The organism is Streptomyces sp. NPDC025784, assembly GCF_055558435.1.
The window spans coordinates 33,942-55,568 of sequence record NZ_JBVHMN010000031.1 but is presented as its reverse complement, the minus strand read 5'-3'; the positions used below and the strand labels follow the sequence as shown (position 1 = coordinate 55,568).

The 21,627-nt window shown below is 72.2% G+C and carries 25 protein-coding genes; 10 read left to right on the top strand and 15 right to left on the bottom strand.

What is annotated here, in order from left to right; all coding sequences use genetic code 11:
- Positions 1–193: 193 nt before the first annotated feature.
- Entirely contained in the window at positions 194–1,747 is a 1,554-nt protein-coding gene (locus ACZ4IF_RS42555) for an FG-GAP repeat protein (RefSeq protein ID WP_467574020.1), read from the top strand.
- A 442-nt stretch (positions 1,748–2,189) separates the two neighbouring features.
- The gene (locus ACZ4IF_RS42550; protein WP_467574018.1) at positions 2,190–3,656 is read left to right on the top strand and encodes an FAD-binding protein; all 1,467 of its coding nucleotides are present in this window, start codon (positions 2,190–2,192) and stop codon (positions 3,654–3,656) included.
- Positions 3,657–3,723: 67 nt separating this feature from the next.
- On the opposite strand, the gene ACZ4IF_RS42545 is transcribed toward ACZ4IF_RS42550, so the two are convergent.
- The 4 genes from ACZ4IF_RS42545 to ACZ4IF_RS42530 form a co-directional block, all read right to left on the bottom strand.
- Positions 3,724–4,671 carry a TauD/TfdA dioxygenase family protein gene (locus ACZ4IF_RS42545; protein ID WP_467574015.1) on the bottom strand — a complete coding sequence of 316 codons (948 nt, stop codon included), beginning with the start codon at positions 4,669–4,671 and terminating at the stop codon, positions 3,724–3,726.
- Positions 4,668–5,519 (bottom strand): class I SAM-dependent methyltransferase, encoded by an 852-nt coding sequence (locus tag ACZ4IF_RS42540; RefSeq protein ID WP_467574012.1) that lies wholly within the window; start codon positions 5,517–5,519, stop codon positions 4,668–4,670. The genes ACZ4IF_RS42545 and ACZ4IF_RS42540 overlap by 4 nt, the downstream gene beginning before the upstream one ends.
- A 279-nt stretch (positions 5,520–5,798) precedes the next feature.
- On the bottom strand, positions 5,799–6,266 hold the full coding sequence (locus tag ACZ4IF_RS42535; RefSeq protein ID WP_359501818.1) for a peroxiredoxin: 468 nt from the start codon (positions 6,264–6,266) through the stop codon (positions 5,799–5,801).
- Positions 6,263–6,643: a DoxX family protein gene (locus ACZ4IF_RS42530; RefSeq protein WP_467574008.1), complete on the bottom strand. Its 381-nt coding sequence runs from the start codon at positions 6,641–6,643 to the stop codon at positions 6,263–6,265. Before ACZ4IF_RS42530 ends, ACZ4IF_RS42535 begins: the two co-directional genes overlap by 4 nt.
- 501 nt (positions 6,644–7,144) lie before the next feature.
- On the opposite strand from ACZ4IF_RS42530, the gene ACZ4IF_RS42525 reads away from it, so the two are divergent.
- Positions 7,145–7,318 (top strand): CsbD family protein, encoded by a 174-nt coding sequence (locus ACZ4IF_RS42525; protein WP_078629094.1) that lies wholly within the window; start codon positions 7,145–7,147, stop codon positions 7,316–7,318.
- A 361-nt stretch (positions 7,319–7,679) separates the two neighbouring features.
- On the opposite strand, the gene ACZ4IF_RS42520 is transcribed toward ACZ4IF_RS42525, so the two are convergent.
- The 4 genes from ACZ4IF_RS42520 to ACZ4IF_RS42505 all read right to left on the bottom strand — a co-directional run bounded on the left by ACZ4IF_RS42520 (position 7,680) and on the right by ACZ4IF_RS42505 (position 9,538).
- Positions 7,680–8,024 (bottom strand): hypothetical protein, encoded by a 345-nt coding sequence (locus ACZ4IF_RS42520; protein WP_467574005.1) that lies wholly within the window; start codon positions 8,022–8,024, stop codon positions 7,680–7,682.
- A 227-nt stretch (positions 8,025–8,251) separates the two neighbouring features.
- A complete protein-coding gene (locus ACZ4IF_RS42515; protein WP_467574002.1) occupies positions 8,252–8,608 on the bottom strand; it encodes a hypothetical protein in 357 nt (118 codons plus the stop codon).
- Between the two features lie 136 nt (positions 8,609–8,744).
- Complete coding sequence (locus ACZ4IF_RS42510) at positions 8,745–9,185, bottom strand: ATP-binding protein (protein ID WP_467573999.1); 441 nt, start codon at positions 9,183–9,185, stop codon at positions 8,745–8,747.
- 92 nt (positions 9,186–9,277) lie between these two features.
- On the bottom strand, positions 9,278–9,538 hold the full coding sequence (locus ACZ4IF_RS42505; protein ID WP_467573996.1) for a WhiB family transcriptional regulator: 261 nt from the start codon (positions 9,536–9,538) through the stop codon (positions 9,278–9,280).
- 252 nt (positions 9,539–9,790) lie between these two features.
- On the opposite strand from ACZ4IF_RS42505, the gene ACZ4IF_RS42500 reads away from it, so the two are divergent.
- The 3 genes from ACZ4IF_RS42500 to ACZ4IF_RS42490 all read left to right on the top strand — a co-directional run bounded on the left by ACZ4IF_RS42500 (position 9,791) and on the right by ACZ4IF_RS42490 (position 11,935).
- The gene (locus ACZ4IF_RS42500) at positions 9,791–10,495 is read left to right on the top strand and encodes a GAF and ANTAR domain-containing protein (RefSeq protein WP_359501807.1); all 705 of its coding nucleotides are present in this window, start codon (positions 9,791–9,793) and stop codon (positions 10,493–10,495) included.
- 271 nt (positions 10,496–10,766) lie between these two features.
- A complete protein-coding gene (locus ACZ4IF_RS42495) occupies positions 10,767–11,177 on the top strand; it encodes an ATP-binding protein (protein ID WP_467573993.1) in 411 nt (136 codons plus the stop codon).
- Between the two features lie 332 nt (positions 11,178–11,509).
- Positions 11,510–11,935 (top strand): MarR family winged helix-turn-helix transcriptional regulator, encoded by a 426-nt coding sequence (locus ACZ4IF_RS42490; protein ID WP_467573991.1) that lies wholly within the window; start codon positions 11,510–11,512, stop codon positions 11,933–11,935.
- A gap of 66 nt (positions 11,936–12,001) precedes the next feature.
- On the opposite strand, the gene ACZ4IF_RS42485 is transcribed toward ACZ4IF_RS42490, so the two are convergent.
- The 6 genes from ACZ4IF_RS42485 to ACZ4IF_RS42460 all read right to left on the bottom strand — a co-directional run bounded on the left by ACZ4IF_RS42485 (position 12,002) and on the right by ACZ4IF_RS42460 (position 17,953).
- A complete protein-coding gene (locus ACZ4IF_RS42485) occupies positions 12,002–13,771 on the bottom strand; it encodes a PP2C family protein-serine/threonine phosphatase (RefSeq protein ID WP_467573987.1) in 1,770 nt (589 codons plus the stop codon).
- Positions 13,768–14,841 carry a SpoIIE family protein phosphatase gene (locus ACZ4IF_RS42480; protein ID WP_467573985.1) on the bottom strand — a complete coding sequence of 358 codons (1,074 nt, stop codon included), beginning with the start codon at positions 14,839–14,841 and terminating at the stop codon, positions 13,768–13,770. Before ACZ4IF_RS42480 ends, ACZ4IF_RS42485 begins: the two co-directional genes overlap by 4 nt.
- A complete protein-coding gene (locus ACZ4IF_RS42475; RefSeq protein ID WP_467574070.1) occupies positions 14,838–15,233 on the bottom strand; it encodes an anti-sigma regulatory factor in 396 nt (131 codons plus the stop codon). The genes ACZ4IF_RS42480 and ACZ4IF_RS42475 overlap by 4 nt, the downstream gene beginning before the upstream one ends.
- Before the next feature lie 47 nt (positions 15,234–15,280).
- A complete protein-coding gene (locus tag ACZ4IF_RS42470; RefSeq protein WP_467573982.1) occupies positions 15,281–15,700 on the bottom strand; it encodes an STAS domain-containing protein in 420 nt (139 codons plus the stop codon).
- A complete protein-coding gene (locus ACZ4IF_RS42465; protein ID WP_467573979.1) occupies positions 15,697–16,596 on the bottom strand; it encodes an STAS domain-containing protein in 900 nt (299 codons plus the stop codon). Before ACZ4IF_RS42465 ends, ACZ4IF_RS42470 begins: the two co-directional genes overlap by 4 nt.
- A gap of 133 nt (positions 16,597–16,729) precedes the next feature.
- A complete protein-coding gene (locus tag ACZ4IF_RS42460; protein WP_467573976.1) occupies positions 16,730–17,953 on the bottom strand; it encodes a PP2C family protein-serine/threonine phosphatase in 1,224 nt (407 codons plus the stop codon).
- Between the two features lie 198 nt (positions 17,954–18,151).
- Between ACZ4IF_RS42460 and ACZ4IF_RS42455 the strand changes: the two genes are divergently transcribed.
- On the top strand, positions 18,152–18,583 hold the full coding sequence (locus tag ACZ4IF_RS42455; RefSeq protein ID WP_467573972.1) for a MarR family transcriptional regulator: 432 nt from the start codon (positions 18,152–18,154) through the stop codon (positions 18,581–18,583).
- Positions 18,584–18,795: 212 nt separating this feature from the next.
- Here ACZ4IF_RS42455 and ACZ4IF_RS42450 read toward each other — a convergent pair whose 3' ends face one another.
- The gene (locus tag ACZ4IF_RS42450) at positions 18,796–19,173 is read right to left on the bottom strand and encodes an STAS domain-containing protein (protein WP_359501790.1); all 378 of its coding nucleotides are present in this window, start codon (positions 19,171–19,173) and stop codon (positions 18,796–18,798) included.
- 191 nt (positions 19,174–19,364) lie between these two features.
- Between ACZ4IF_RS42450 and ACZ4IF_RS42445 the strand changes: the two genes are divergently transcribed.
- The 3 genes from ACZ4IF_RS42445 to ACZ4IF_RS42435 are packed head-to-tail and all read left to right on the top strand — an operon-like array spanning position 19,365 to position 21,611.
- A complete protein-coding gene (locus ACZ4IF_RS42445; protein WP_467573970.1) occupies positions 19,365–19,820 on the top strand; it encodes a MarR family winged helix-turn-helix transcriptional regulator in 456 nt (151 codons plus the stop codon).
- The gene (locus tag ACZ4IF_RS42440) at positions 19,817–20,788 is read left to right on the top strand and encodes an ABC transporter ATP-binding protein (protein WP_467573967.1); all 972 of its coding nucleotides are present in this window, start codon (positions 19,817–19,819) and stop codon (positions 20,786–20,788) included. Before ACZ4IF_RS42445 ends, ACZ4IF_RS42440 begins: the two co-directional genes overlap by 4 nt.
- On the top strand, positions 20,748–21,611 hold the full coding sequence (locus tag ACZ4IF_RS42435; RefSeq protein ID WP_467573964.1) for an ABC transporter permease: 864 nt from the start codon (positions 20,748–20,750) through the stop codon (positions 21,609–21,611). Before ACZ4IF_RS42440 ends, ACZ4IF_RS42435 begins: the two co-directional genes overlap by 41 nt.
- Positions 21,612–21,627: the final 16 nt, after the last annotated feature.

The window sequence follows — 21,627 nt, the reverse complement described above, 5'->3', positions numbered from 1 at the left end:
AGCACCCGCCCGGAGGTCCGCGTTGCGCAACACTTGTCACTGCTGTGTCACGGCCCCTCGGGGCACCACAACTCCCCGGGTACGTGTCGTGTCGAACTGGGCGTGAGTGAAAGGAACTTGGTCCTTTCCCCACATTGACCACCAAGCCCGGCCATTCGACCCGGCCGCGTCTTCATCACACGGGGAGCAGCACATGACCAGCGCGCAGCGTGCGACCGGCACGACGACCTCCACCACCGGCACCACGGGTGCCCGCCGCAGAAGGGGCACGGCCGCCCTGGCAGCCGCGTCCTTCCTGCTGCTCGCGGGCCTCGGCATCGCCGCCGCACCCGCCTCCTACGCGGGCACCCCCGGCGGCACCCAGGCGAAGGACCGCAACTCCGACTTCGACGGCGACGGCTACGACGACGTCCTCATCGGCGCGCCGGACGGCACCGTCGACGGCAAGAAGGGTGCCGGCTTCGTCACCGTCCAGTACGGGGCGGCGAACGGCATCGGTGTCGGCAACAGCGTCCCCAAGGCGCGTACCGCCGTCTTCAGCCAGTCCACCGCCGGCGTCCCGGGCACCTCGGAGACCTACGACTCCTTCGGCGCGGCCGTCGCCACCGGAGACCTCGACGGCGACGGCTACGACGACGCGGTCGTCGCGGCGCCCGGCGAGGACGTCGGATCCCTGGAGGACGCTGGCCGCGTGACGGTGCTGTACGGCTCCAGGAGCGGACTCGGCCCGGCCCGGAGCGTCACGTTCGCCTCCGCCGCCCCGGCGGCCGGAGCCCGCTTCGGCGCCGCCGTCACGGCCGCGCGGCTGACGGGGGACACGCCCGCTGACGTCGTCGCCGTACTCGACCAGCAGGGCGCGCAGTTGTTCACGTACAGCGGCGGCGCACTGCACCACACCGGCACGCTCGACACGACCGCGCACCCGGCCGGCCGGGCCATCCGGCCGGCCTACGTGACCACGGGTGACTACGACCGCGACGGTTATGCCGACCTCGTCGTCTCCGGCTACAGCCCCGACGACGACTACACGCAGGGCTGGTCGGCGGTCTACTCGGGCGGCGCACACGGCCTGACCCACCTGCGCGACCTGCGCGGCGGCATCTCCACGGCCTCGGGCGACATCGACAACGACGGCTACGACGACCTCGTCACCGGGCAGAACAGCAGCCCCGACGACGAGGCGGAGGGCCTGACCGGCGGACTCGTCGGTGTCTACTACGGCGGCGAGGACGGCCCCGAGGGCCAGGACGGACCCGGCAGCACCCCCCTGTGGTGGACCCAGAATTCGTCGGGGGTGCCCGGCACCGGGGAGCACGGCGACGCGTGGGGCACGGAACTGTCCGTCGGCGACAGCGACGGCGACGGCTACGCGGACGTGGCCGTCGGCGCACCCGGCGAGGACATCGGCACCGTGTCGGACGCCGGCGCGGTGTGGCTGCTGCGCGGCTCCGTGGACGGCCTGACCGCGACGGGCGCGCAGTCCTTCGACCAGAACACTCCGGGCATCCCCGGCACCGCCGAGATGGACGACACGTGGGGCGCGCAGGTCCGGCTCGCCGACACGGACGCCGACGGCCGCGGCGAGCTTCTGGCCGCCGCGCCCGGCGAGGACACCGCGGACGGCGTGGTCTGGCACCTGCCCGCCGGTACCAAGGGCCTGGTGGCCGACGGTTCCTGGCTCTTCGGGGCCAGTGCGCTGGGGGCGCCGGGCGGCGACGCCCGCTTCGGTGCCGCCGTCGACGAGTGACCGCCGACCGCCACCCCGTACGACCCCGGGCGCGTCGGCGCACGCCTTTGCGCGCGGCACGGTGAAACCCGGCCGCCGTCGTCCGACGGCGGCCGGGAGCCCGGACTCCGGCGGCGTCCGCGCAACGCGGTCGGGGCCGTACGGGGCTCCGGCCCCCTGGGCGTGACCCGGCCGGTCCGAGCGCCGGCGGGGGCCATGCGCTCGGGCCCCGGTGGCAGGCACGCTGCACCGGTGGGCGGACGCGTCGCCCGGTCCGTGCCGGGGGGAGACCGGGCCTCGGGTCCGGTGGGCGGAGGCGTCGCCGGTTCGTGCCGGAGCGGGGGAGGCCGGGCCTCGTGGCGGGTGCGACACCCGCAACATCGTTTTCCCTTGGTCCAAGACCCAACTGCCTTATGATCGGCGGCAGTCGACCGCTGCATCCCGCCCGCCCCAGGAGGAGCGCGTGCCCCGGACCCCTTCGCGACGTACCGCACTGCACGGCCTCGCGGCCGCCGGAGCCGCGGTCATCGGATTCGACCCCTTCACCCGCAGTTGGGCGACCACCGCGTCCGCCCGGCCGCTGACGGGTCTCCCGCCGCTGGACGGGACCATCCACACCGACGACGCCTCGCTCGGGGCCGCCTCCGACGACTTCGGGCACATCGTCCACCGGCGTCCCGTCGCCGTCCTGCGACCGGGCTCGGTCCAGGACGTCGTCGCGATGATCCGCTTCTGCAACACGCACCGTGTCGAGGTCGCTCCCAGGGGCCAGGGCCACGCCACCCAGGGGCAGGCCCAGGTCGACGGAGGCCTGGTCATCGAGACCACGCCACTCGCGGACATCGGCCCGGTCGGACCGGGCAGCAGGACGGTCACGGTCGGGGCGGGCGCCAAGTGGAGCGACGTCGCCAAGGCCACGATCGCCCACGGACTCACACCGCCCACCTTCACCGACTACCTCGAACTCTCCGTGGGTGGCACTCTTTCGGTCGGTGGTCTGGGCGGCCAGACCCACCGGCAGGGCGCCCAGGTCGACAACGTCACCGAACTCCAGGTCGTCACCGGCGCGGGCGAACTCGTGCGGTGCTCGCCGACCCGCCACCGCGACCTGTTCCTCGCCGTGCTCGCGGGACTCGGCCAGTGCGCCGTCGTCGTCGGGGCCACCCTGCGACTGGTCCGCGCACCCGAGACCGTGCGCCACTACCTCCTCCCGTACGACGATCTGCGGGTCTTCCTCGACGACCAGCGACGGCTCGTCGAGGAGGGCCGCTTCGCCTACGTCGAGGGGCAGGTCGTTCCGGACGCCGCAGGAGCCTTCCGCGGCTACCTCCTCGAAGCGGTCGCCTACGGCCCGCCCGTCGGGCCCGCCCCGGACGACGCCCGACTGCTGAGCGGGCTGCGCCACGAGCAATCGGGCGTGCAGAAGTCGGACCTCGCGTACTACGACTTCCTCGACCGGCTCGCGCCGAGCGTCGCCGCCCTGAAGGAGGCGGGCCTGTGGGCGTACGCCCACCCGTGGCTCAACCTGCTGCTGCCCGGCCGTACGGCCGCCGCCGTCGCCGGAGCCGTGCTGGACGACCTCACCCCCGAGGACCTCGGCCCGGGAGTCGTCCTCCTCTACCCGCTGCTGCGCGACCGGCTCGGCACTCCGCTGCTGCGCATGCCCGACGACCCGGTGCCGTACCTGCTGGCCGTCCTGCGTACCACTCCGCCCGACGACACGGCCACCGTCGACCGTCTGCTCGCCGCCAACCGGGCCGCCTACGACACCGTCCACGCGGCCGGCGGCACCCACTACCCGGTCGGCTCCGTCCCCTTCGCATCCGCCGACTGGCGGGAGCACTTCGGGCCCGCCTGGCGCCGGCTGGCCACCGCCCGGCACACCTACGACCCGCGCGGCATCCTCGTACCGGGCCAGGGCATCTTCTGACGGAGCCACGTCCCGGAGCGCCGCCGGTCACCCCCGGTGCCCGCGGGCCGGCGCCCGTGGGCACCGCTCACCAACGCTGCGGCTCGCTGCCCACGATCGGTACGGACGGCTTGCCGTCCGTACCGACCGGGACGTCCCCGGCGAGCATCACCCGGTGCATGATCCGCGGATGGTCCACGTGCGCGGTGTCCCCCGGCGCGAGATGGATCGTGGCCCGGTTGTCCCAGAAGGCCACGCTGCCCGGCTCCCACCGGAACCGGACCGTGTACTCGGGGCGGGTGGCCTGCTCCAGCAGCATCTCCAGGATCGCCCCGCTCTCCGGCCGGGACAGCCCGAGGATCTGCTCGATGTAGTAGCCGTTGACGAACAGGACCCGTTCGCCGGTCTCCGGGTGCACCCGCACCAGCGGGTGGTCGGAGGCGATCTGATGGTCCAGCAGATGGCGCAGGTACGCGTCGTCCCCGGGGCGCGTCTGATAGCCGACACCGAGCCGGTGCTCGGCGCGCAGCCCGTCGACGAACTCCCGCACCGGTTCCGACAGGCCCGCGTAGGCGACGGCCAGATTGGACCAGGTGGTGTCTCCGCCGTACGGCGGCACGGTCTCGGCACGCAGGATGGTCGCGGCGGGCGGATCGACCCGGGCACCGTGGTCGCAGTGCCAGCCCCGCAGGAGCGAATGGCGCCGCCGGCGCAGCCACTCCTCGTGGCCCATGCCGTAACGCCCGCCCAGTTCCAGCCGGTCGGCGGTGGTCTCCACCTCGGGGAAGTCCTTCGGCGACGCGCCGCCGCGCGAACGGAGGCGGACCGGCTCGCCGAACCGCCGCGCGAACGCGATGTGGGAGGCGTGGTCGAGGCGCTGGCCCCGGAAGAACACCACCTTCCATCGCAGCACCGCCTCCCGGACACGGGCGACGACCGTGTCGTCCAACTCGTCGGCCAGGTCGACTCCGGTGATTTCGGCGCCGATGTGTCCGGCGGCCGGCTTCACTTCGAGTCGTGCGACCTGGTCCGTCATGTGGGCTCCGTCGATCGTGTGGTCGATTCGTCGGGGTCCAGCATGACGCGTGGGCCCTTCGCCGGACAGGGCGCGTCGCGGTGGGTGACGCGGATCTTCGACTGACCGTGCGGCAGTTGCTCCCAGTCGTCCATGAAGCGTCCGGCCAGTCCGTGCTTCTCGGCCAGGGCGAGGAGGGTCTCGGTGCGGTAGTAGAAGTCCTCGCGCAGCACGTGGTGCTCCTCGCCCTCGGTGCGGTCGAAGGTGAAGTCGAACCAGCCTCCGGGGGCCAGCACCCTGCCGACGTGGGCGAAGCACTCCTCGATGACGGGGAGCGGGGAGTGGGAGAAGACGCTGTGCGCGTGCACCACGTCGAAGTGGGCGTCCGGCAGGAAGCCGAGCTTCAGGTCGCGCACCGGGGTCAGTGTGGGGAGCCGCTTCTGGAGCTCCATGCGCACCATCGTGTCCTGCGCGGCCAGCAGGATGTCGGGGGAGATGTCGATGCCGTAGTAGTGCCCGGGTTCCAGGTGCCTGATGAACCGCCAGCCCGCCCGCAGATTGCCGCAACCGATCTCCAGCATCCGGTGCTCGGGGCGCAGGCCGTGGCCGAGCAGGTAGTCGAACTGCAGGGCGCCCAGGGCGAGCCACCGCTCGTGGCTGCGGCTTCCGACGGCCGCGTCCGGGTCGGCACGCGTGTCGGAGCGCATCACCGCGCGGTAGTACGAGATGTGGTCCGGCCAGCGGTGGCGCAGCCATGCGTCGCGGGCGGCACGGGCGAGATGACGAGGCACCCGCTCGGGGTGGCGCAGCGCGTAGGCGACGCGGTGCCCGAGGGCCGCGCGATTGACGGAGACGTTCTTGGCAGGCACGCGGGTGTGTCCTCCTCGTTCGGCACGCGCGCGGCGGCAGCACCGCGCGCCTCGCTGGTCTCGACCCCAGCTTCGGCCCTGAAGAGGCCCCCCGCACGCGCTCGTCCGGATCGCTACCGGGTCCGTGCGGGTGGGACCGACGTCACCCCGCCGGACGCTGTGCGGCCGTACGGGGGACGCCGGGGTGCCGACGGAGGACGCCCGTCGGAGGAGGCGCGGGCGGTGACCCGAGGAGCGGCCGTGCCGCCCGGAGCGCTCCGGTCAGCCCTTGGGGCCGTGTCAGCCTTTGTGGTCGCGCAGGACCGCGAGGGCGCGGTCGGCGTGCGCGCTCATCCGCAGCTCGCTCCGGACGATCTCCAGGACCGTCCGGTCCTGCGCGATCACGAAAGTGGCCCGCTTCGTGGGGGCCAGGGAGAAGCCGCGCTTGACACCGAAGCGTTCGCGGACGACGCCCTCGGGGTCGGAGAGCAGGGGGAACCCGAGCGTGTGCCGGTCGGCGAACTCCTGCTGCCGGTCGACCGGGTCACCGCTTATCCCGACGGGACTCGCTCCCGCGGCGGCGAACTCCGCGGCCAGATCACGGAAATGACAGGCCTCGGCGGTGCAGCCCGGGGTGAGGGCGGCCGGGTAGAAGAACAGCACCACGGGTCCGTCGGAGAGGAGCTCCGACAGGCGCCGGTCCGTTCCGCTCTCGTCCGGCAGCGTGAAGTCCTCGACCGTGTCCCCGACGTTCACCCGGCCCGTCATGACTGCCCCGGCGCGTTCCGGGCGACGCCGCGCGCCCACAGGACCAGCGGCACCTGGAGCGGAAGGCGTGCCAGTGCCGCGGTCCGCTGCGGCGCGGGGCGGTCCCGCCAGTCGACGGCCATCTGCACGTTGGCGGGGAACACACCGACGAAGAAGGCGGTGGCGGCGCGCGCGGCGGCGCGGCGCGTGCGGGGCGACACCAGACCGGCGGCCAGGGCCAGTTCGGCGACACCGCTCGCGTATGTCCAGGTCCGTGGGGCGCCCGGCAGGGCCCGCGGGATGGTCGCGTCGAACTGGCGCGGAGAGACGAAATGGGCTACGCCCGCTGTGGCCAGCAGGCCGGCGAGCAGCAGGGGTGAGCGTTCCGACCGTGGCACGGTTCCTCCTCAGGGGGACACTGACGCGCGATATTACTGGACGGTAAGTGGAAGGGGGGTACGGGGTGCACGCGATTCCGGGCCGCGGAAGACGCCTGCGTACGCTCCCTGCGCGCCTGCCCGCCTGTCCGCCTGCGCGCGCCTTCCTTCCGTCCGGCCTTCCGGCCGGTCGTCGACCGTCACGGCGCGACCGGCTCGATCTCGTCGCGGACGCACACCGGGCGCACGGTCCGCACACGGGGTGTACGCGGTTGTGCGCAGGTGGCTGGTCCCACTCGCTGCCGACAGCTCGAACGCATACAGAAAATGGAAGGGTGAACGGGTCCCGCCCACCATCCGCATTGGGGCGGGGCCCGCTCACCCGGGCATGTACCGGCACGGCGCTCACGACGGTGTGCGGGAATCCTCAGGAATTCACGGCCTACGGCGTTTGGAGTTTCCTTTCACGGTGAGTCGTGGAGGTGGATCGCATTTGTCGAGGCAGTGAGGATGTGAACTGCTGTGGCCAAGGACCAGAAGGCCAAAGCCAAGATGGAGCAGGCCAAGGGCAAGGCCAAGGAGACCGCCGGACGCGCGGTCGGCAACGAGCGGTTGACCGCCGAAGGCCGGACCGAGCAGGCGAAGGGTGACGCCCGGCAGGCCAAGGAAAAGACGAAGGACGTATTCCGTCACTGAATTCGTCACGGACGACCGGCACCGAATCAGGTGGCAACACGCACTGAATCCGATACCGAACGTCACGGAATCCGGTATCGGCGGTCCAATGGCGTCCGAACCGTTCACGGGGCCCGCAGCGCGAAGTCGCGGCGGGCCCCGTGGCGTGCACGCACGGAGAACCTCGGTGAGCGGCAGACGTCATGCACGCGCAGCGGTCCCGGTATGGGCCATGCACGCACTGCGATCCCCGTAGGGGCCATGCGAGTGCGGCGGTCACCGGAAACGGCGCTGGGACGCATGGCCGCACCCCCGCGAGCGTCGGTTCGAGCGGCAGCGCCCTCGCCGGGTCGGCGCCGGCACCGCGTGAGGCGCGTCGTACTCAGGCCGTCAAGGCGTGCCGGGACGCACGCGCGACACCTGCCGCGCCGCGCGCCGTGACGGCTGCGGCCCGCACGGGATACGTGGTCTTGCCCGGATCCTCCAGCGGATCCCCCAGCACGATCCGGCCGGCGGCGTGCAGGGCGTCGCATTCGTCCGTGGGCAGCGCGACGTGGCAGCCACCCCGTCCGGCCCCGGTGGGGGAGGGCTGCCAATAGCCGTACCGGCGGCGGCCGTTGGTGTGCACGGTGAGGAACACCGGGAATCGCCGCTCCGTGATCAGTCGCAGGATCTCGGCACCACCGGCGCCCAGCGGCGCGTGCGGGCGGGAAAGCGCGCGGAGCATCGTCACCGGCCTCCGCTCAGGACTCGCGGCACGGCGCGGCGGTGCGGGGTGGGCGTCATCTCCATGCGGCCTTTCGACGGACGGGGCGGATCACCTGCCGTCTGGGCGGTGACGTTCTCGCTGCTCAGCATTGTTCCTCAGGGCACTGACAATGCGGTCGGGCGGTGCCCGTGGGCACCGCCAGGAGCCGCGGCGTGCCCGGCGCGAGGCGCGTGTGGCCGTTCCGGTCAGTGTTCGTGGACCGCCGTCTCTTCCCGATGGGCACGGGCCGCGAGCTCGCCCTGGACGAAGGGATCGTCGGCAGGGTCGTACGTCCCCGCGTGGTCGGCCAGGGACTCGGTGATCCGCTCCCACTCCTCCGCCACAGCGCGCGCGAGGAACGCGTCCCGGCCGATGAGCGAATCGTCGTCGGCCGCCTTCCTGGCGGCGGCCAGCGCGTTCTTGGCCGCGTGATGTCCCATCCCCGTCGCCGTACGGCGTACCTGCGACCAGGCGGCGTGCTCCTGCTCGGAGGGATGCGCCCCGGCGTCGCCCGTGGCGCCGCCGGGGGCGGGGTCCGGCATTCGGTCCTGCTGCAGGCTCACTGCTCCACCTCGTTCGCGTACCGGCGAGTGATGACTCCTCAGGCAGTCCCGTCTGCCCCCGTGAGCAGCACCGACACCTGTCGACGGAAGAACGTCCCTGCGAGCGGTGGCCGCCCGGGACCGCGGGCCGGGGCGTTCACCAGGGGAGGAAGGCGTGCACGTCCTTGCCGTCGGACCGCGTCACCACGCTCACCTCGTCACAGAGCGCGTGGACGAGGTGCCAGCCGATGCCCCCGCCGCCCTCGGAGGGACGGAAGCGGCGCGGGGTCGGCGGGGTGCTGCTGCCGTCGCGCAACGTCACGTGCACGCCGTCGCGGGTGATGGTGGGGCGCATATGGAGCTCGAAGGGGCCGGGCGCGTACTGGATCGTGTTCGCGGCCAGTTCCGTCACCACGAGCAGGACGTCGTCCCAGTGCTCCGCCGCCGACGGCGGAGACGCCCGCGCGAGGTCGCGCAGAAAGCCCTCGGCGGCCAGGCGCGCGTCGGTCACGTTCTGCAGCCGACCCGCGAAGGTCATGGTGAGAGTCTCGGTCTCCGCACCCGACCGGTTCTTGTCCCGACTGGGTTCGATTTCCATCGCGCCTTCCCGGATCTCGTCGGCCGGATTCCGTACTGCCGCGCGGTGTGGGGCCCGCGGGCGCGGACCGGGACCGGCCTCCCGTCGCCCCTCTACGCCGTGGTGTCCCGCGATCGGCGACGGGCCTCGCGCCGCGCCAGCGCGCGCCGTTCGGCCTCGCTCGTGCCGCCCCAGACGCCGATGGCCTGGCCCGTGTCGAGCGCCCAGCGCAGGCACGCGTCACGTACGGGGCAGGCGCGGCAGACGGCCTTCGCCTCCTCGATCTGCAACACGGCGGGGCCCGTGTTGCCGATGGGGAAGAACAGGTCGGGGTCGACGGATCGGCAGGCAGCGGATTCTCGCCAGTCGCTCATAGGACCTCCTTGGTCGCGAAGGGTGGTACTCGTGGGTTCGGTCTCTTCCCGGGTCACCCTTGATCGCCCGGGTGAAACGGGCGAGGTGCGAACGGACTCCGGTGGCACGACCTCGGGCCACCGGTATCAGGCCCCCGCACCCCGGCCCGGCAGCGGACGAAAACGCGGGCCCGGCACGGCGCGCGCGGCCGGGTGGCAAGATGGAATCCCAGGTGAACGCGGGCGGCGTTCCGACGGATGAGCAGGTGGGACATGGCGCACGAGTCCGGCGAAGTGTGGCAGGAGTTCTCCGTCGCCCTGGCGGACATGGCACGTGATCTGCTGGCTCAGGATTCGGTCCAGGCCACCTTGGACCGGATCGTCGAGCACGCGACCGTACTGATCAACGGATGCGACGAGGCCGGCATCCTCACGGTGCGCCGGGGCGAGGTGAGCGCCCTGGCGGCGACCAGTGACGTGGTGCGCATGGCGGACCGGATCCAGCAGGATCTGCGCGAGGGCCCGTGCTTCGACGCCGTCACCGACCGACAGCAGCTCTACGCCATCGAGGACCTGCGCCAGCCGCACGAGCGGTGGTCGAGATTCGCGCCCGAGATGAGGAAGCTCGGCTTCGGCAGCATGATGGGCTTCCTGCTCTTCACGGACGAGGACGAGCTCGGCGCGCTGAACGTGTACTCCCACGCGCCGCGCACCTTCGACGAGTCGGCCCAGACCGCCGGCTGGATACTCGCCTCCCACGCGGCCGTCGCCTTCTCGGCCGCCCGCACCCACCAGCAGCTCGGGCACGCCCTGGAGACCCGTCACGAGATCGGCGAGGCCATGGGCATCCTCATGGAGCGGCACGGCCTGAGCGAGGACGACGCGTTCAAGGTCCTGAAGAAGGCCTCGCAGGACCACAACATCAAGCTGCGCGAGATCGCCCGCCGCATCTGCGAGACGGGCGAGAAACCCACGTAGCCGGTGCCGGGGCCCGGGTGAGGAGACACTGCCCGCCCGGTGCGACGGAGGCGCCCGCCCGGCTTCGGCGCACAGTTCGCGGGGCACCCCGGATCCTGCGGCGCGGTGCCCAGGTGTGACCGGGATGTGAAGGTGAGTGATCTCATGACATGGGCTTGCGGGAGGCGGGAAGGAGGGCTGCAGCCCGCCCGGCACGTCGGCCGGACACCGGGTGGCGTCGCGTGCACGCGGTGCACGCCATCGACATCGACACGGCGAGGGAGGCCGAGGCATGACGACCGTCGAACCGCTCCCTGGCTCCGGCTCGGTCTGCGATGCGAGGCTGGAGCGCGAGCCACAGGCGGCGGAACGCGCACGACGCATGGTGCGGACGTTCGTCGGCGGCCTGCCGGGGCACGTGCCGCGGGACGTCGCCGAGGCCATCACGCTGGTGGTGTCGGAACTGGTGACCAACGCCGTACGCCACGCGCGCGGCCGCTGGTGCCGCGTCGCCCTCCAGGACATGGGGTACGGGGTCGGCATATCCGTCTCCGACGAGGACCCCTCGCCACCCCGCCCGCGCCGCGTCGACTACACGGGGCAGGGCGGCTTCGGCTGGCCCATGGTGCGGCGTCTGTCCGCCGAACTGACCGTGAACTTCCGCCCGGACGGCAAGACCGTCCGTGCCGTCGTGCCCTTCTGAGAACCCGAGGACGAAGCATCATTCGCGATCCAGCAGCGACACCCGCCGTGACGGAGTCCTCCGTCGGCCGGGAGCGTGTCGTGAACCGGCCCCGGGGGAGCGCGTGATGACCCGTGGCGGATGACGGGGACGTGCAGCACGCCGTGGAGCCCGGAGACCACCGTCGCCCGGAGCCCGGCAGCCGTGCGGACGCGGGCGGTCGTCCGGAGCCCGGCAGCCGTCACCACGCGGGCAGTCGTCCGGAGTCAGGGAGCCGACACGACGCGGGCCGTCGTCCGGAACCCGGCAGCCCCCTGGAGCCGGGAAGCCGCCCGGAAGCCGTGGCGGGCCGGATGGCCGACGCCGTGGAGACCCTCGTCGAACTGTGGACCTCCTCGGGCGAGATGGTCACACCCCGGCTGTCCGCACATCAGTTGAAGGCCCTGAGGGCCGTCGGGGGCCACTCCGAACTCAACCTCACCGAGTTGGCCGACACGGTCGGCATCGCGCTGCCCGCCGCGAGCCGGCTGTGCGATCGCCTGGAGGCCGCGGGTCTGGTGCAGCGCGTCCCGCATCCCCACAACCGGCGCGCTCTGCAACTCCTGCTCACACCACAGGGCGGCCGGCTCCTCATGGAGATCGGTGAGCGCAGGACGCTGAGCCTGGCCGCCGTCCTTGCGGCCATGAGCCCCGTCCAACGAACCGCGCTGGACGAGGGGTTGCGGGCGTTCCGAGACGCCCGTCACTCTCCCGGCGTCGGCAGCGGGGCGGACGATTAGGGCCGATCGGGAGCCGGCCCGTCGCCTCGTACGGTCAGGGCCTCGTACGGTCAGGCCCTCGCACGGTCAGGCGGAGGCCGCGCGGGACCCGTCCACGGCGGGCGCGGTGACCGACGACCCGCCGATGTGGCACAGGAGCAGACAGACGTCGTCGTCCCGCTGCGAGTCGTACAGCATCGGATCGAGGATGCGGTCGGCGGCTTGCTCCAGATGGTGTTCCAGGTCGGAGGTGCGCTGGGCCGCGAGTGTGTCGGCCAGGCGCCGGATGCCCGGGTCGATGCCCTGGGCCCGGCGCTCCACCAGACCGTCCGTGTAGAGGGCGAGCGTCGACCCCGGCGGCATGTGTTCCGTGTGGTCGCGGATGTCCTGGTGCAGCGGTATGCCCAGCATCGCGCCCGGCTTGGCGTCCAGGACCCGCACCCGGCCGTCCGGGCCGCGCAGCAGCGGCGGCGGATGTCCGGCGGCGGCCCAGGTGACGGTCGTCTCGTCGGGATGGAAGCGGGCGATGACCGCGGTCGCGTACAGGTCGGGCTGCAAGTGGTGCAGGAACGAGTGCAGTTGGGTGAGCAGCCGGCCCGGTGTTCCTCCGGCGACCGCGTAGGCGCGCAGCGCGGTGCGCAACTGGCTCATCATGACGGCCGCGTGCAGGCCGTGGCCGGTGACGTCGCCCATGACCGCCACGAGGCCCCCGTCGGGCTGCCGGAAGGCGTCGTACCAGTCGCCGCCGATGTTCAGGCCATGGGTGGCCGGGAGGTAGCGCGCCGCGAGGCTGAGGCCGGGAGTGGTCGGCAGGTCGGTGAGAAGGGCGCGTTGCAGCGTCTCCGCGATGTCCCGGCTGTGCTCGAAGCGCTGGGCGTGGTCTATCGCGATGCCGGCCCGGCGGGCGAGTTCGACGAGCATGATGACGTCGTCGGCCTTCCAGCGCTCCTGCGGCGACGTCAGCGTCACCACCCCCAGGGGCGCGGTGCGGGCCGGCAGCGGGATGCACAGCAGGGCCTGCGTCGGGTGCAGCACCGAGGGCGGATGGTCGTCCACGCCGGGCAGACCGCCCGGGTGGTCGGCGGCGTACTGGGGGCGGCCGGTGCGCGCGGCGGCGACGGCGGCCGCGGGGTGGGGGTCCTGCTTGTGGCCCGTGCTCTCCTCGGTGAAGAGCCACACCTCCGCGCTCTGGGCGTAGGCGGGCACCAGGAGTTCAGGCAGGCGGCGCAGGATCTCCTCGTGGTTGAGCGAGGCGGTGAGGTCCGCGCTGGCGTCGGCGAGGAACGTCAGTCTGCGCCGGGAGCTCTCCGCCTCCGTACGGGCCTCGCGTTCGGCGGTGAACAGCTCGCGCTGCACTCGCCCGGCCGCGTCGAGTTCCGCGTGCAGCGCCAGGACGCCCTGGTTGGTCTGGTGCAGTTCCTCGCGGTGGAAGGCGACCAGTTCCTCCTGCTCGGCGAGCTTGTCCAGGACGAGCGAGGTGTCCTCGTCGGCGCTGAGCAGGGCATCGGCCAGGACCGCGCGGCCGCCGGGCAGTTGTGCCGGGATCGCGCCGCTGCCGTCGTCCGGGAGGCCGACCGAGGTCTGCCAACCCGGCTTGTCCGCCGAGCCGTTCGCCTCCTGCTGTCGGACGACGACCGTGAGCCGCCCGCCGCGTTCCCGGGCCGATGGCGCCGTGGTCCGCAGGGTCAACTGCCAGTCGCCGCCCTTGACGAGGCACTGACGCAGCTGCGCGCTGAGGGCGGTGACGAGGCGCGTGCGGTCGAGGGGGGAGACACCGTGGGCGGCGGCGAGCCGGGCCGTGGCGACGCGGGCCCGGGCCGCGTCGCCGACCGTGGTGATCTGCCAGGTCTGCGTCATGTCTGAGGGTCCAGTGGGGTGGGGTTCAGCACGGCCACGGTGGTGTCGTCCCGCGCGGGGCGGGCCGCACTGCTCGAATCGCGCACGATCACGGCTGCCGACACGGTGGGGTCCAGGGAGGCGAGCGCGGCGACGGGTGGGGGAGCCCAGCGGCTGGGCAGACCGTCGCTGTGCAGGACGAGCACGCTGTCGGAGGTCCAGGGGGTCCGGGAACCGGGCAGCCGGGCCGGACGATGCGCGCCCACGATTCCGGGGTGCGACAGCAGTGGCCGCCAGGTGCCGTCGGCGCCCAGCCGGGCGCCGACGTTGCCGATGCCGGCGAAGTCCAGCTGTCCGGCGGCGAGATCCAGCCGGGCCACCGCGATCGCTGCTCCCCGGGTGTCGCGCAGCGCGCCGTGCAACTCCCCGAGCAGGTCCGGCGGCGGCAGGTGCGCACGCCGGCGCAGGAGTCGTACGGCCGCGTCGGACGCTTCCGCGGCGGCCGGGCCGTGGCCGAGCCCGTCGGCCAGCAGCAGGGTCACGAAGTCGCCGGAGCGTATGCAGGCCCAGGCGTCGCCGGAGTGCTCGGCAGCCCGCAGCGGGATGTTGACGCCGCCCGCCCGCACCGGCGAGCCCGCCGCCGCGACACGTGCGGGCTGCTGCTCCCCGCGGGCCGCGTGGACACGGGCCACCGCCACCGTGCCCTGCCCCGGCACCGTGTGCACGCCGAAGCCGTCGGCGATACGACGGCAGGTGCCGAGTCCGGCGCCCAGCGAGGCCGTCGTCGAATACCCGTCGCGCAGTGCCGCCGCGAGGTCGGCCATGCCCGGTCCGTGGTCGAGCGCCACGATCTGGAGCCCGGGTCCCTGCTCGTCGCCCGAGAACGAGAGGTCGGCCACCGGGGTGTCGATCAGGATCTGACCGCCGCCCGCGTGCTTGAGCAGGTTGGTGGCGAGTTCCGTGGCGACGAGCGCGGCCACGGCCGTGCGGCCCTGGTCGAGCCCGGCCTGGCCGGACGCGGCCTCGGCGGCCACCCGGACGTCGCGGATCCGGGTGGAGTCGTGGACGGGGACGTCCCACACACGCGTCATCGGCCCTCCTGGCGCGGGTGGGGCGGACCGCCGACCCAGCAGATCACCGTGACGGCGGTGCCCTCGCCGGGACGGCTGTCGATGGAGAACTCGTGGACCAGGCGCCGGGCTCCGCCCAGTCCCAGCCCGAGGCCGCCGCCGGAGGTGAAACCGTCGCTGAGCGCCCGCTGGACGTCGGTGATGCCGGGCCCCTCGTCCCTGAACGTCAGACACAGGCCCCGAGAGATCCCGTTCGTCAGTGCGGTGGACTCGACCTGGCCTCCTCCGCCGTGCACCAGGGTGTTGCGGGCGAGTTCGCTCGCCGCGGTGACCAGCTTCGTCTGCTCGACGAGGCCGAATCCGAGCTGGGCCGCTGCCTGGCGTACGTGCTGGCGCACCCACGCGAGATCCATGTCCGAGTGGATCGGCAGGCAGGCGGTGACGGAGCCGGAAGTTTCCGTCACGGGCTCTCCCGGCGTACTGGACTGTGGGGGACGGGCGCGGACGCCCGGCCGAGCATCAGCATGGCCTGCTGGGCATCGAGCGCGGTGCACAGACCGGGCAGGGTGAGTCCCAGCTCGACCAGGGTGATGGCGACGGCGGGCCGCATGCCCGCGACGACCGTCTGCGCCGCGAGCAGTTTCGCCTGGGCGGCGATCTCCGCGAACACACGGCCGAGGAACGAGTCGACCATCTCGACGCCGGAGATGTCGATGACGACGCCGGTGACGGAACTGGCCTCGATGGCCTCGCCGATGTCCTGCTGCAGCTGTTCGGCGGCGCGGTCGTGCAGCTCGCCCTGGAGCGTGACCAGCAGGACGTTGCCGAGTTTGAGCACGGGCACATGGGTGCCCGGGGAGCCGTGGATCGGGCCGGTCATCGCGCGCTCGTACCGGTGCGGTTCCTGTCCACGACCACGCTGCCCTGCTCGTGCAGCGCGTACGCGAGGGCATCGGCGAGGCTGGCCCGGGTGATCACCGATCCGAGGTCGATGCCGAGGTGGACGATGGTCTGGGCGATGGCGGGGCGGATGCCCGACACGATGCACTCGGCCCCCATGAGGCGGGCTGCCGCCACGGTCTTCATCAGGTGTTGGGCGACGAGGGAGTCCACGGTCGGCACCCCGGTGATGTCCAGGATGGCGAACCGGGCCTGCTGGCTGACGACGGCGTCGAGCAGGCTCTCCATCACGACCTGGCTGCGTGCGCTGTCGAGGGTGCCGATCAGCGGGACGGCGACGACGCCGTCCCAGAGTTTGATGACGGGGGTGGCCACCTCCAGCAGCTGGAGGCGCTGCCGGTCGATGAGTTCCTGCCCCGCGTTGAGTGCCGTCTCCAGGACGACCAGCCGCAGGGTTCCCAACAGGGCGGTGAGGGTGACCGAACACTCCTCGGCCCGTCCGGAGGGCGAACCGTCGAGTTCGGAGCGCAGCAGTTCGGCGACCGGCGTCCGCAGCGCGGCAACCTCGTCGGCGATCTGGGTGGAACCGGCTCCCGTGCGGGTGCGCGACGCCACCATGCGTCCCAGCTGGTCGCGCACGGCGATGAAGCCCGCCGCCCCCAGGTTCTCGACCTGGTCCGCCACGGCCACCGCGGCCAGCGCCTCCACCACGGCCCGGCAGGCCTCCACGGCCTCGTCCCGGGACATCGTGAAGACGGTGCGGAACAGCGTCTCGTCGGCCCAGCGCTGGGCGATCTGCTCGCGCCGGCGACGCAGGAACTCCCCCACCTCCTGTGCCGACGAATTCCGCTCTTCCGCTGCCTCGTGGTCCGCCACCTGCTCGTCTCCTTCGGATCTGTGTACGCCTGCCGGCGCCGGGACTACTGCCACGGCATGATCTCTTGTCGTGCGACAACTGTAGCCACGGCCCGCGCGCGGACGACACCCGCTCGGCTCGTGGAGATCACCGTCAGGGGGAGGGGGCTTCCGTGGCCTGCCCGGGGTCGTTCTCCGGGCCCGCTTCCCCGGCCGGCCGGCGACCGTGCCAGTCCAGGCACACGACCAGGGCGTCGTCCTCCGGCCTGGGTCTGCCGCGGTGCCCCGACAGCTCGCGCAGGACGGCGCGCGGCACCTCGGTGGCGGGCAGCAGTCTCGTGGAGGTGATCGCCTTGGCCAGCGCGTTCTCTCCGTACTTCTCGCCGCCCGGTCCGGTGACCGCGTACACGCCGTCACTGACGAACAGCAGTCGGTCGCCGGGTTCCACCTCGAACTCCTGCACGATGTAGTCGGTCTCCTCGAACATGCCGAGGGGCAGCTGCGCCTCGAAGTCGACCCGCTCGACGGTCCTGCCGCGCAGGCGCACCATCTGGGGCGAGCCCGCGTCGATGACCCGCATGCGTCCGGTGGACAGGTCGAAGTCGAGCATGAGGACCGACAGGTACGAGGAGCCACGGTACTGGGCGTAGATCGCCTGGTCGGCGAGGGCTGCCTGGTCGTGGAGGGGAATGCCGGCGCGCCGGGCGTTGCGCAGCGCGTTGATGCCCAGATTGGTCAGCAGCGAGGCCTCGATGCCCTCGCCCATCCCGTTGGTGATGTAGAGCAGCAGGCGGTCGGCGCTGGACGACCAGTCGAAGTTGTCGCCGAAGATCGCGTACGCGGGCTCCAGTTGGGCGCCGAGTTCGTACTCGGGCCGCGAGCAGGAACGCCCCGGGAGCAGTTGCCACTGCATCTCGGCCGCCAGCGTCAGCCGGTCCTTGCGGCGCGCCTGGAGGTACAGGTCGGTGTCCCGTTCGGCCACGAGCACCTCGTGAGCGAGGACTTCCGCGATGTCGGCGAGCTCGGTCAGCGCTTCCGTGTCGCAGGCCCGCAGGGGCAGCATGACGGACAGGACGCCGAGCCGGTCGCCGCGCACGGTGACCGGGAGGTGCACCTGGCGGCGGTCGCCGCTGTGCGGTTCGACGAAGGTCTCCTGGGCGCCGAAGGCCCGGCCCTGCGGGCTGCTGTGCACTCCCACGGGTTCGAGTGTGTGCGGCAGGACGGAGACGGGCTGGAGCACGGTGAGTCCGTAGTCGGCCATGAAGAGTTCGACGGACTCGGCCGCGTAATGACGACACAGCACGGCACGGACCGCGTCCAGCAACTGGTGGGGTGCCGCCGTGCGCAATGCCCGCTCCGCGGCCACGAATCTGTTCACGATGTCGGATATGCCATTCTTCGACTAGTACGATGCCCGGTCCACGCTCCTGGGGGAGCGGCTCGGTCACTGATGGGTACCGCTGTCTATTGTTTGGTCGTGTGGGAGCCTTTGCAGGCTGACAGCGCGCATGAAGACTGGGAGAGTGAGACGGTGACTTACTCCGGCCCGCGTCCGCAGCCCAGCGAGGTGGCTCGTGTGACCTCCGAGGCGGCCGAACTGCTGGAGATCCTCTGGGGGCGCGCCTCGACGGCCCCCGTCTCGGCTTCCCAGCTGCGCGTGCTGTTCATCCTGGAGCACAACGAGGGAATCAATCTGCGGACGCTCGCCGACGCGCTCGGCTCCACTCCGCCCTCGACGAGCAGGCTCTGCGACCGGCTCCAGGCGGTGGGGTACGTCGACCGGAGGCCCAGCTCCACCAGCCGCCGTGAACTGCGCCTCTTCCTCAGCCCTCGGGGCACCTCGTTCCTCGAGGAGCTGCGGACACGTCGCGAGCAGGCCCTGGAGGCCGTGCTGGCGCAGATGCCCGCGGCCAAGCGGAACGCGCTCGTGGAAGGGTTGGAGGCCTTCTGCGCGGCCGCGGCGGCGCAGCTGCACGAGGACGACACGATGGACGCCCGTACGGCCTGACCGGCACGTCCCCGGCAGGCGGGCGCCGGTGTGTCCCGGTCCCTGTGCGGCTGATCTCCCGAGTGGGCAGCCGAGTTCACCCACTGCAATGTCTCAGGTCCTTTCCGCATTCCGACGTCGATCACTTTGTTGCCTCACGGCTATAGTTGTCAAATGACAACTATTGAGCCCACGAGGGCGACGGTTCGCCGTTGCCGGCGGAGCCGGTGCTGCTAGCGGGGTGTGGCGTCCTCGGCCACGAGAGCCAGTGCGGCGTCCACGCTGTCCGAGGACGCGATCGCCAGGTTGACGCCGGTCAGGTCGAGGACGCGCCGGACGGCCGGCGCGGGCGAGACGAGACGTATGCTCCCGCCCGCCAGCCGGGTCTCCTCGAGGGCCTTGAGTATGGCGTTGATGCCGGACGAGTCCATGAACGGGACCGCGGCCAGGTCGATCAGCAGGTGCCGACGGCCGGCGCGGACCTGGCCGGACAGATGATGACGGAGTTCGGGGGCGGTCTCGACGTCCAGGTCCCCCTCGACGGTGACCAGGGCGATGCCCTCCCGGGGCAGTGTCACGTCGATGGACACGGGAGCTGGTTCGGCCGGCACGGTTTCCCTCCAATGGACACTGACCCGTCGGAATCCTTCCGGCGTGCGGGACGCCGGCGAGCACGTCACCGGGTACCCCTCGAAATGCGGTGCACACCCGGATCTTTCGCGCACGGACGGGTTCCGAAGGGTTGCGTGCTCTTGACCCTCCCTTTCCCGAAATACCTCTGTCACAGAGCTATCGTCGCACCGTGGAGCCAGAGACCTTTCCCGACACACTCGCGGACACCCTGGCCGGGGTGCAGCGCCTCATCCGGCGCCGGCTGCGCGGTGGCATGACCGCCCCGCGGCTGCGCGGCGCCGAGGTCGAACTGCTGCGTCTGCTCGTCGCCCGTCCCGGCATCGGTGTGTCGGAAGCGGCCAAGGAGCTCTGTCTCGCGGGCAACTCCGTCTCGACGCTGGTCAACCGGCTGGCGCGGGACGGCTATCTGCACCGTGAGACGGACCCGGCCGACCGGCGCGCCGCGCGCCTGCTGCCCACACCGGCGGCCGAATCCCGGCTGCGCGACTGGCGCGAGCGCCGGGCGGCACTCGTACGCCGCCAGGTGGACCGCCTGGACGACGCCGACCGCGCGGCCCTGGAGGCGGCGATCCCGGCGCTGCGCAAGCTGGCGGCGAACCTGCACGAGGAGGCCGAGGAGACATGAGGCGGTACAGCACCGACGGGGGAGACCCCGCCCGACGGGCCGACCACGGCTCCGAAGCGCCGGACGGAACAGGCGGCCCCGCTGCGGCCGAGGGCCGGCCTCAGACGGCCGGCCGGGCGGCCCCGGAGCCGCCGGAGGCGGACGGTTACGCCCTCACCTGCACCGGACTCGTCCACACCTTCGGCGAGACCACCGCGGTCGACGGGCTCGAACTCTCCGTCCGCGACGGCGAGGTGTTCGGCCTGCTCGGACCCAACGGCGCCGGCAAGACGACCGCCATCCGCTGCATCACCACGCTGCTGCCCGTCCCGGCCGGCACGATCCGCGTCTTCGGGCACGACGCCGCCGGCGAACGCATGGCCGTGCGCCGACTGCTCGGCTACGTGCCGCAGCAGCTCTCCGCCGACTCCGGACTCACGGGACGGGAGAACGTGTCCCTGTTCGCCCGCGTCTTCGACGTCCCCCGCCGCGAGCGCACGGCGCGCGTCGACCAGGCACTCGCGGCGGTCGACCTGACCGACGCGGCCGACCGGCTGGCCAAGACGTACTCCGGAGGCATGGTCCGGCGCCTGGAACTGGCCCAGGCACTGGTCAGCGCGCCCCGCCTGCTGATCCTCGACGAGCCGACCATCGGCCTCGACCCGATCGCCAGGACCAACGTGTGGGACCACATCAACGCGGTACGGGCGGCCACCGGGATGACGGTCCTCGTGACGACCCACTACATGGACGAGGCCGACCAGTACTGCGACCGGGTCGCGCTGATGCACCGCGGGCGGATCCGCGCCCTCGGCACCCCGGACGAGCTGAGGACGGGCCTCGGCGAACGGCGGGGAACCGCCGGGGACGGTGAACTGCCCACGCTGGAGGACGTCTTCCGTGACATCGCCGGCAGTGGCCTCGACGACCGGTCAGGAGAGTTCAGCGATGTGCGAAGCACCCGCCGCACCGCGTCCCGTGTCGGCTGACGGCGTGCGGCCGACGGGGGAACTGGACCTGCTCGTGGTCCCGCCGCGGGCCCGCACCGGTTGGCGGGTGCTGCCCGCCCGGGTCGGCGCGATGTGCGCCGTCGAACTGCAGAAACTCCGCCACGACCGCACCGAGCTGTACACCCGGGCGATCCAGCCCGCTCTGTGGCTGCTGATCTTCGGCGAGACCTTCACGCGGATCCGCGCGATACCCACCGGGGGCATCCCCTACCTCGACTACCTGGCACCCGGCATCATCGCCCAGTCCGCGATGTTCATCGCGATCTTCTACGGCATCATGATCATCTGGGAGCGGGACGCCGGGATCCTCACGAAACTCCTCGTCACGCCGACCCCGCGCTCGGCGCTGATCACCGGCAAGGCCTTCGCCGCGGGCGTGAAGGCGCTGATCCAGGCCGTCGTGGTGGTCGTCATCGCCGCGCTGCTCGGGGTGGCGATGACCTGGAACCCGCTGCGGCTGCTGGGCGTCGCGGTGGCCGTCGTCCTCGGTTCGGCCTTCTTCTCCTGCCTGTCCATGACGATCGCCGGCATCGTGCTCACCCGGGACCGCCTGATGGGCATCGGCCAGGCCATCACGATGCCACTGTTCTTCGGCTCCAACGCGCTCTACCCGGTCGCTGTCATGCCCGGCTGGCTCCAGGCCGTCAGCATGGTCAACCCCCTGAGCTACCAGGTCGACGCCCTGCGAGGACTGCTGCTCGGCACGCCCGCCCACCTAGCCCTGGACTACGGCGTCCTGGTCGTGGCCGCGGCGCTCGGCATCCTGTCCGCCTCGTCCCTGCTCGGCCGGCTGGCCCGCTGAGCGTGTCCGCACCGCG